9 protein-coding genes are annotated in these 8,115 nt (G+C 69.0%); all 9 read left to right on the top strand.

Translation table 11 applies throughout. The features are described 5' to 3' along the window. Positions 1–356: 356 nt before the first annotated feature. The 9 genes from ACR2FV_RS12365 (at position 357) to ACR2FV_RS12325 (ending at position 7,756) form a co-directional block, all read left to right on the top strand. Positions 357–659, top strand: a complete 303-nt coding sequence (locus tag ACR2FV_RS12365) for a hypothetical protein (protein WP_434015993.1) — start codon at positions 357–359, stop codon at positions 657–659. 195 nt (positions 660–854) lie between these two features. Next, entirely contained in the window at positions 855–1,205 is a 351-nt protein-coding gene (locus ACR2FV_RS12360; RefSeq protein WP_434015994.1) for a transposase family protein, read from the top strand. After that, positions 1,190–2,224 carry a carbohydrate ABC transporter permease gene (locus ACR2FV_RS12355; protein WP_434015992.1) on the top strand — a complete coding sequence of 345 codons (1,035 nt, stop codon included), beginning with the start codon at positions 1,190–1,192 and terminating at the stop codon, positions 2,222–2,224. The genes ACR2FV_RS12360 and ACR2FV_RS12355 overlap by 16 nt, the downstream gene beginning before the upstream one ends. Positions 2,225–2,397: 173 nt before the next feature. Next, on the top strand, positions 2,398–3,255 hold the full coding sequence (locus tag ACR2FV_RS12350) for a carbohydrate ABC transporter permease (protein WP_434015991.1): 858 nt from the start codon (positions 2,398–2,400) through the stop codon (positions 3,253–3,255). A gap of 58 nt (positions 3,256–3,313) precedes the next feature. After that, the gene (locus tag ACR2FV_RS12345; RefSeq protein WP_434015990.1) at positions 3,314–4,654 is read left to right on the top strand and encodes an extracellular solute-binding protein; all 1,341 of its coding nucleotides are present in this window, start codon (positions 3,314–3,316) and stop codon (positions 4,652–4,654) included. 95 nt (positions 4,655–4,749) lie between these two features. Further along, a complete protein-coding gene (locus ACR2FV_RS12340; protein ID WP_434015989.1) occupies positions 4,750–5,253 on the top strand; it encodes a hypothetical protein in 504 nt (167 codons plus the stop codon). 3 nt (positions 5,254–5,256) lie between these two features. Next, a complete protein-coding gene (locus ACR2FV_RS12335; RefSeq protein WP_434015988.1) occupies positions 5,257–5,562 on the top strand; it encodes a hypothetical protein in 306 nt (101 codons plus the stop codon). Continuing rightward, complete coding sequence (locus ACR2FV_RS12330) at positions 5,559–7,013, top strand: MBL fold metallo-hydrolase (RefSeq protein WP_434015987.1); 1,455 nt, start codon at positions 5,559–5,561, stop codon at positions 7,011–7,013. Before ACR2FV_RS12335 ends, ACR2FV_RS12330 begins: the two co-directional genes overlap by 4 nt. Next, entirely contained in the window at positions 7,004–7,756 is a 753-nt protein-coding gene (locus tag ACR2FV_RS12325) for an endonuclease/exonuclease/phosphatase family protein (protein ID WP_434015986.1), read from the top strand. Before ACR2FV_RS12330 ends, ACR2FV_RS12325 begins: the two co-directional genes overlap by 10 nt. The last annotated feature ends 359 nt before the right edge of the window (positions 7,757–8,115 follow it).

The following is an 8,115-nucleotide window of genomic DNA, read 5'->3' as shown; positions in this document are numbered from 1 at the left end:
CCTTGGTCATGATGGCTCACGGAGCACCAGGCCATTCCCCACGTTCACCCCACGAGAAGGCCCTCGATCAACGTTTCCGCTGGTCAAAAGGGTGGTACTGAGCTCCCCCGACTGGACTCGAAGCTGTCGGACGGGTCACAGGAAAATTCCTGGTCAGGCCGCTATTGGTGCCCTGACCAGCGCCGATGTGGACTGTAACCTTGGGTCAGAAGCGGACACAGACCAACGGGATAGGGCACCGGTGTTGCACGCATGTTGCACGGCATACGACAGAGAGGCAACCGCGATGGGGCGGGCGAAGAAGCGACCGGTCCGCCGAGGGTTCGGCGCGATTCGTGCGCTGGCCCTCACCCCGCGTGCAGGCAAGCTACGACGGACCCGACCTGCAGCGCTACTCGGCGCCGTACACGTTCGACACCCGCCTGGATGCCGAGGAGTGGCTGGCGGCTGAGCGCCGGCTACGGACCAGCAACACCTGGACGCCGCCGAAAGAGCGGCAAAGGGCCACCAAGGCTGAGGTGACCCTGGCTGATTACGCACCCGGCGCCGTGGATCGCCGCAGGGTGCGCGGAGAGCCACTGCGCAGGGTCCCGACAAAGTCGGTCGTTGACGCTGTGACCTGCGGATTTGTGGGGATGCTGTCGGTGTGTCGCGTGTGACGGGTGTGGTCTTTGGGGTTCTGATGGTGGTTCTCACACTCGCCATCGAGCCGAAGGACCACACCCGCGATGTCATCCTGCCCCACCACTGGCCGTCCTGCTGACCTGAGCTCGGATCTGCCGGGGCTAGCTGCCTTGTTCGACTCGGTGCCGGACCTGCGGGACCGGCGCGGGGTCACGCGCTGATGCCGTTGCCTGGTCCTGGGGATAGCTGCGGTGCTGTGCGGTGCCCGCTCCTTCGCCGCCATCGGGCAATGGGCCGAGGCCCATGCCGGCTCGATCCGCATCGATACCCTCTCCGCTGGGGCTGCGGATGAGTCGACGTTCCGGCGGGTCTTCGCCCTGGTTGACGCCGATGCCCTGGCCGCGGCGATCGGGGCGTGGCGGTGGACCCTGACCGCGACCCTGGTCCACCTACCGATCGATGGGGTCATCCATCTTTCGTCGCCCGGTCATCTGCCGTTGGACTCGGAGCCACTTGGCCTCCCTACGTTGCTGTCATCGCACCGGACAGGAGGGAGAAAACGACCATGTCGACGGACGTAGCGGTGTTTCGGCGGCGTCGCAGGCGGGTGGAGCGGGTCTGGCTTCCAGCCCTGTACCTGGCGCCCACGCTCGTCCTGCTGGGGGTGTTCGACGTCTACCCGATCTTCCTCGCGGCTTGGATCAGCCTGTGGGACTGGGGAATCCGGGCCGAGGAGTTCATCGGCCTCGGCAACTACCGCCGCATCGCCGCTGAGATGGGGGCCGGTTTCGGTGGAGCACGGGGCGAGGTCGGGCAGAGCCTGCTCGTGACGGCGTTCTACGCGCTCGGCACCGTGCCGGTGACCATCGCCCTGGCGTTCGCCGTGGCGAACATGCTGCACGCACGAGTGCGCTTCCTGACCGCGCTGCGCACCGCCTACTTCATCCCGTACATCACCTCGACGGTGGCCGCGGGACTGGCCTTCGCTTGGCTGTTCAACCCACAGGTCGGCGTGCTGAACGCGGTGCTGGAGGTGGTCGGCCTGCCGGCCCAGCAGTGGCTGCTCGACCCGGAGCCGGTGGTGCCGAAGCTCCTGGGTGCATTCGGCATGGGATGGCCGGAGAGCCTGCCCGAGGTCCTCGCAGGCCCGAGCGTGGCGCTGGTGTGCGTCATCGCCTTCAGCGTGTGGAATACGCTCGGCTTCGCCGTGGTCATCATCATGGCGGGGCTGATCGCCATCGACCCGCAGGTGCAGGAGGCCTTCCGGATGGACGGCGCGAACGCCTGGCAGATGGCCACCCGGATCACGCTGCCGCTGGTGTCGCCGACGGTGTTCTTCCTGCTCGTCGTGTCCACCATCCGCTCGTTCCAGAGCTTCAACGAGGTCTTCGTCCTGACTAGCGGTGGCGGCTACGGCGCCGGTGCCGGCTCGCCGTTGGACACGACGCTCACGTTGCCGGTCCTGATCTTCCGGCACCTCTATGAACGTCCCGGCTCGGTGGGCTACGCCGCGGCGCTGTCGATGCTGCTGTTCGCTCTCCTGCTCGTCGTGACGCTGGTGCAGTTCCGGTTCGCCGAGCGACGCGTGCACTACGACTGAGCCGCCGCCTCGCCCTGCTCGCACACATCTCCCCGAGACCCCGAAGGCGGCACGTCATGACGACACACACGGTCCAGCCAGATGTCGGCACCCCGACCCATCGGCGCCGGCCGCCGGATGGCTCCCCTGCGCGCCGCACCGCGCGGCGTGGCCCTGGCCGGTGGCGCCGTCGGATGAGCCGGGTGGTGCTCTACCTGGCACTGGGCACCGGTGCGGCCGTGATGCTGTTCCCCTTCGCCTGGATGGTCCTGAGCTCGCTCAAGACCTTCCAAGAGGTCAGCCTGTCGCCTCCCACCCTGCTGCCAGCAGACCCGCAGTGGTCCAACTACGTCGAGGCATGGACCGCACCGCCGTCCGGTTTCGGGCGCTACTTCCTGAACAGCCTCGTCGTCGCGGTCCTCGGCACAGCCCTGCAGCTCGCCACCGGTATCACCGCCGCCTACGCCTTCGCACGGATGCAGTTCCGCTTCAGCAACGCGCTGTTCGTGCTCGTCCTGGCCACGATGATGATCCCCTTCGAGGCGAAGGTCGTCCCCAACTACGTGCTGATCCGCCACATCCCGCTGGCCGGCGGCAACGACCTGTCTGGCGCCGGCGGCGCCGGGCTGTACGACACCTACGCCGGCATGATCCTTCCCGGCGTGGCCAGCGCCTTCGCAGTCTTCCTGCTGCGGCAGGCGTTCATGGCGGTGCCACACGACTACTGGGACGCCGTGCGGATCGACGGCGGCTCCCACTGGACCTTCCTGTGGCGCGTCCTGATCCCCATGACGATGCCTGCGGTGCTCACCGTGGTGCTGTTCGGCCTCATCGCCCGATGGAACGAGCTGCTGTGGCCGCTGATCGCCACCCAGACCGAGTCGATCCGGCCGGTCCAGTTAGGACTGATGTCCTTTTCCGGGGACGAGGGATCGCTGTACCACCTGCTCATGGCCGCCACGACGTTGGTCGCCCTGCCCGGGATCGCTGTCTTCCTGTTAGCCCAGCGCCGCTTCATCGAAGGCCTCGCGTCATTCGGCGTCAAGGGCTGACCGGTTCCCCGTCCCGCCCATCCCCATGACCCCCCAACGCACCGGAGGTGCACTTCACATGGCCCTGACCACAAGAAGAACCCGCCTGCCCGTCCTGCTGCTCGCCACCTCGCTGCTCGCCAGCGCCTGCGTGGGCGGAGGAGGTGCGGACACCGGTTCCGGTGACGCGAGCCGGCCATCCGCAGGCGCAGACACAGACGCCGCCGGCATCGATGCGATCGAGCTGCCCGAAGGGGTAGAGGTCGACTTCTGGCACATCCAGGCGACCATCTACGGCGAGGCGATCACCGAGATGGTCGAGGAGTTCAACGCGACGAACGAGTGGGGGATCGTCGTCAACGAGACCTTCAGGGGCTCCTACGAGGAGCTCAACCAGGCCATCCGAGCCTCGTTGGCCGGAGGTGGCGCCCCCGACATCGCCATGGCCTACGAGAACGACACGCTCGAGTACGCCGCCAGCGACGTGATCGTGCCGCTGGACCCGTACCTCGCCCACGACGAGTACGGCGTGCCGCAGGAGGAGCTGGACGACCTCGTCGACGGCGAGACCCTGTCGTGGCCGCACGGCAACTCCAGCATGGGCATGTACTACAACGTCGACCTGTTCACCCAGGCCGGGATCGAGGCCCCGCCGGCGGACTGGCAGGAGCTGCTCGAGCAGGCCCGGCAGATGAAGGCGGCGACCGGCCTGCCCTATGTCGCCCTCGACACGGGCAAGGACGGCATCTACCACAACATCCTGCGCTCGATGGGCGTCACGCCCTACGACCCGGAGGCGGGAACCAGCAAGTACGGCTCCGCGGAGTCGATCGAGGCCATGGAGCTGCTGGCGCTGCTCTACGCCGAGGAGCTGGCCTACACCGCCGCGGACACCGAGCAGGAGTTCACCAACGGGCGCGCCGCGGTGGAGATGGGCACCACCGCCCGCACCTCGACGAAGATCGACCAGATCGGCGACCGGTTCGAATGGTCGGTCGCCAGCACCCCTCAACCGACCGATGAGCCCATCACCCAGCTGTGGGGCGGTAACCACGTGATCCTCGACTCCGGCGACCCCGAGCAGCACCTGGCCGCCTGGCTCTTCATGCGTTGGTTCGCCGACACCGACGCGCAGTCGATCTACGCCGCACGCACCGGCTACTCCCCGGCTGTGCGGAGCGCTTTGGACACCGAGCTCCTCAGCACCAACTACGAGGAGAACCCGCAGAAGCTCGCGGCGTTCGAGAACGTCTTCGTGAACGCACAGATCCTGCCGCCCACCGCGGCCGGCAACGCGATCAACGACATGGTCACCGGTGTGGTCGAGGAAGTCGTGCTCGGCCGCCTGACACCGCAGGAGGCAGCCGAACGGATGGATGCCGAGGCGAGTAGCCTGCTCGCCTCGACACCTCAGGGCTGACGGCGCTCGTGACGACGCGGACCAGCCGACCGGCGCCATCCTCATCACAGTCCCAGTCAGCAAAGTCCCCGCTGGCATGGCTCGGGGACATCACGGTGGTGCTCTTCGATCTCGACGGCACACTCCATGACGACCCCCGGGTCACCGACCACTATGCGGCAGGTCTGGAGAGGGCCATCCCTGAGGGCCGCGGGCAAGGGCTGCGGGTCGAGGCCGAGGCCGTGGTCGCCGGGGCGCACCCGGCTGTGCTGCCCGGTTGCTTCGTCGAGCCGGCTCGCGGGCTCGTCGTGCACGCCCCTCGGTGGGTCGCCGAGACCGCCACGGACTGGCAGGGCCATCCGGTCGCGGTCCCCGACGACCTGCGGGGGCGCGTCCAGCACGAGGGTCCGCTGCGCTATCTCGGAGACCGCTGGCAGATCCTCGGGGCGCTGGCAGCCCGGCGAGGGGCCGGCCGGCCCGTGCTGCACGAGGCATTCGTCCTCGCCCGCCGGTTCGTCAACGACCGGGCCACCCAGCTCGCCCGCTTCGAGTGCCTGGACGACGTGCTGGAACGCCTTGCCGCGGGCCGGCGACTGCTGCTCGCCACCAACACCCCCTAGGAGTTGGGCAGACCGCTGGTGGAGCGGCTCGACCTGCGCCAGCCGTTCGCGCTGGTCCGCTTCGACGCACGCAAGCCCACCGGCTGCACCGAGCTTCTCGCTGAGGCGTACCGCCTGTGGGGGACTTCCCCCGACCAGGTGCTGGTCGTCGGCGACAACCTGTGGAACGACCTGCTTCCGCCTGCCGAGCAGGGCTGCCGGACCGTCCACATCGACCCGATGGGCATCGACGCCGCCCAGCGCTGGTCCAGCTCCCGGTACGCCGACCTCGCCTCGTTCGCCGCCGCACTGGAGGACATCCCCCGATGACGTCTGATCTCGAACCGACCCTGACCTTCCTCAACGGCACCACCACCGTCGGAGGGGTGCAGGCCCTCGCCCGTGTGGGCAGTTCTGCGCTCTGCTTCGACTTCGGTGCCACGCCGAACCCCGCCGGGTCGCTGTTCTCCTGGCCGTGCCCGCCACCTGAGGATGGGAGCCTTGCTGCGCACCTGCGGGCCGGGATGGCCCCGTTGGTGGAGGGTTTGTACGATCCTGCCCAGCTGGAGGACTTCGGTGGAGGCGTCAGGGCAGCCTGCGAGCCGATGCGGCACGAGGCCCGGCTGCTCGACGGGATGCCGCTGGTGGACGACCTGGAGCACGTCGGGGTCTTCGTCAGCCATGTGCACAACGACCACTGCGGTCTGCTCCCGTTCGCGGGCCCCCACATCCCGGTGGCCATGAGCTCCGACGGGGCTGCGCTGCACGCGGGGCTGGTCGACACCGGACACCTGCCTGGCACCCCCGCCCGGGTGCGTGGCCTTCGCGACGGGGAACATCTCGTCATCGGAGACCTCGATCTGGAGCTTGTGCCCGTCGACCACGACGTCCCCGGAGCGGCGGGCTTCGTCCTGGCAGCGGGGGACCGCCGGATCGCCTGGACCGGGGACTGGCGCGCGCACGGCCATGCGCCCGAGCGCATGACCGCCTTCGCCGAGCGAGCGGCCGAGGTGGATGTGCTGGTCACCGAGGGCACCACGTTGCGGCCCGATGCGAGCCCGGTCCGACCGCTGTCGGAGACGGAGCTGACCGAACGTGTCGACCGGCTGCTCACCGGGACCAACGGTCTCGCCTTCGTCACCCCCTACCCGCGCAACCTGCAGCGCCTCGCCGCGTTGCGCGACGTCGCCGCAGCCAACGGGCGAACGCTCGTCCTGCGGCCGCAGACCCTTGCGCTGTGGAGGTCGGCGGCGCGACACGGGCTCAGCGGCCCCGGCCCGAACGGCGAGGGCAAACCCCTCGCGGTGCTGGCCGTCGGCGACGCCCCCAGTAAGAGCGGTGAGACCCAGGTCGGGATCGAGGACCTGCGCAGCGACCGCAACGGGTTCCTGGTCGAGCTCCAGGTGCCTGATCGCTGGGTGGCGCTGGCGGTCGGGGCCGGTCCCGGTGACCTGCTCGTGCACTGCAACGGGGAGCCGCTCGGCCCGCGGGCGGCGGAGTGGACCTCGCTCGCGGCGTGGGTGCAGGCGCCCGGGCTGGACTTCGTCTGGCTTGACTCGGGCGGGCATGCCACGCCGGACGACCTCGCCTGGTTCGTCGAGGCCGTCCGACCCAGAGCCGTGGTGGCCGTGCACAGCGCATACCCGCAGCTCTTCCCGCGGACCGGATCGCCTCTCGTGCTCCCCCGACGCGGACAGTCGTTCCCGGTGTCCCGTCCGGCTCCGCTCGGGCTCGGCGCTCGAGGCTCGGACGCGGCGAGGACGGTGGTCCCGTGCGCATAGTCGTGATGACCCACAACCTCTGGGCGGACAATCGTTGGCCGGAGCGCGAGCCCGCTCTGCGGGCGCTGCTGCGGACCCGGCGTCCCGACGTGTACGCCGTGCAGGAGCTACGGCCTGCCACCCGCGATGTCATCGACAGCGAGCTCCCGGGTGATCACCGGGTCGAGGACGACGAACGGGGCTGGAGCCACGAGAGCTCGATCTGGTGGGACGCCGGACTGTTCACCGAGGTCGAGCACGGCGCGCTCGACATCGGCATCGGAGTGGACGAGGTCCACCGCGACCGCCGGCTGTTCTGGGTACGCCTGGCCGACCGCGACGGCGCCACGATCCTCGTGAGCACCGCGCACTTCTGCTTCCCCGGAACGCGCTGCGAGCTCGAAGAGCACGTCAATCCCCGCATCGCCCAGTCCGAGGCGGCCGGCGCAGCCCTTGCTGAACTCGGCGCCCCCGGCGAGCCCGTGCTGTTCATGGGTGACCTGAACGAGTCCTGGCACGTGCTGCGACTATTGCACGCGGCGGGGTTAAGTGACTCCTACTCCGCTCTGGGCATCGTGCCGCCGCCGACCTGGCCCACCGTGCCGACATGGCCGCAGCCGACGGCACCGTGGGTCATCGACTTCCAGTTCCATCGCGGCCGCATCCGGGCGCTCACCACCGAGGTGGTCGACTTCTTCCACGGTGACATCGCACCGTCGGACCACAAGCCAGTCGTGACGACGTACGGCTTCGACGTCGGGTAGCCCGCTCGGTCGGCGGGCGCGAGCGCGCCCGGCTGGCCAAGGACGCAGGCGCCCCCACGTCACCAAGATCATGGGCACCGGGGACGGAATCAGCTGCTGAGTGCGTCCCGCATGGGGCACGAACTTGACCGCCGACCCCGCCAGCTCCGCCGCCGGGTCGCTGCCCTCGACGACCCCGCAGCCTGACAGGTACAGAAGTGGTCTACAGTCCCGATCTAATACCAATACCGTTCAATTAGATCACGACAGCGTGCTCGGGTAGCCGGTCGGGTTGGGGCCAGGTGCGGTGCGCGGAGCGTTTGACGTGCCACTTGGTGTATTTGCGTTTGCCGACGCGGGGGTTGGCCCGGGGTCGTCGC

Origin of the sequence: Ornithinimicrobium sp. (assembly GCF_051004135.1) — a bacterium.
In the GTDB taxonomy this organism is placed as follows: domain Bacteria; phylum Actinomycetota; class Actinomycetes; order Actinomycetales; family Dermatophilaceae; genus Ornithinicoccus.
The sequence above is the reverse complement of the archived record's forward strand: the minus strand, read 5'-3'. Positions and strand labels throughout refer to the sequence as shown.

Excerpts from the sequence above, each read along its gene's own strand:
- ACR2FV_RS12350 (WP_434015991.1), top strand. The coding sequence starts at position 2,398 with ATGAGCCGGGTGGTGCTCTACCTGGCACTGGGCACCGGTGCGGCCGTG.
- ACR2FV_RS12330 (WP_434015987.1), top strand. The coding sequence starts at position 5,559 with ATGACGTCTGATCTCGAACCGACCCTGACCTTCCTCAACGGCACCACC.
- ACR2FV_RS12355 (WP_434015992.1), top strand. The coding sequence starts at position 1,190 with ATGTCGACGGACGTAGCGGTGTTTCGGCGGCGTCGCAGGCGGGTGGAG.
- ACR2FV_RS12345 (WP_434015990.1), top strand. The coding sequence starts at position 3,314 with ATGGCCCTGACCACAAGAAGAACCCGCCTGCCCGTCCTGCTGCTCGCC.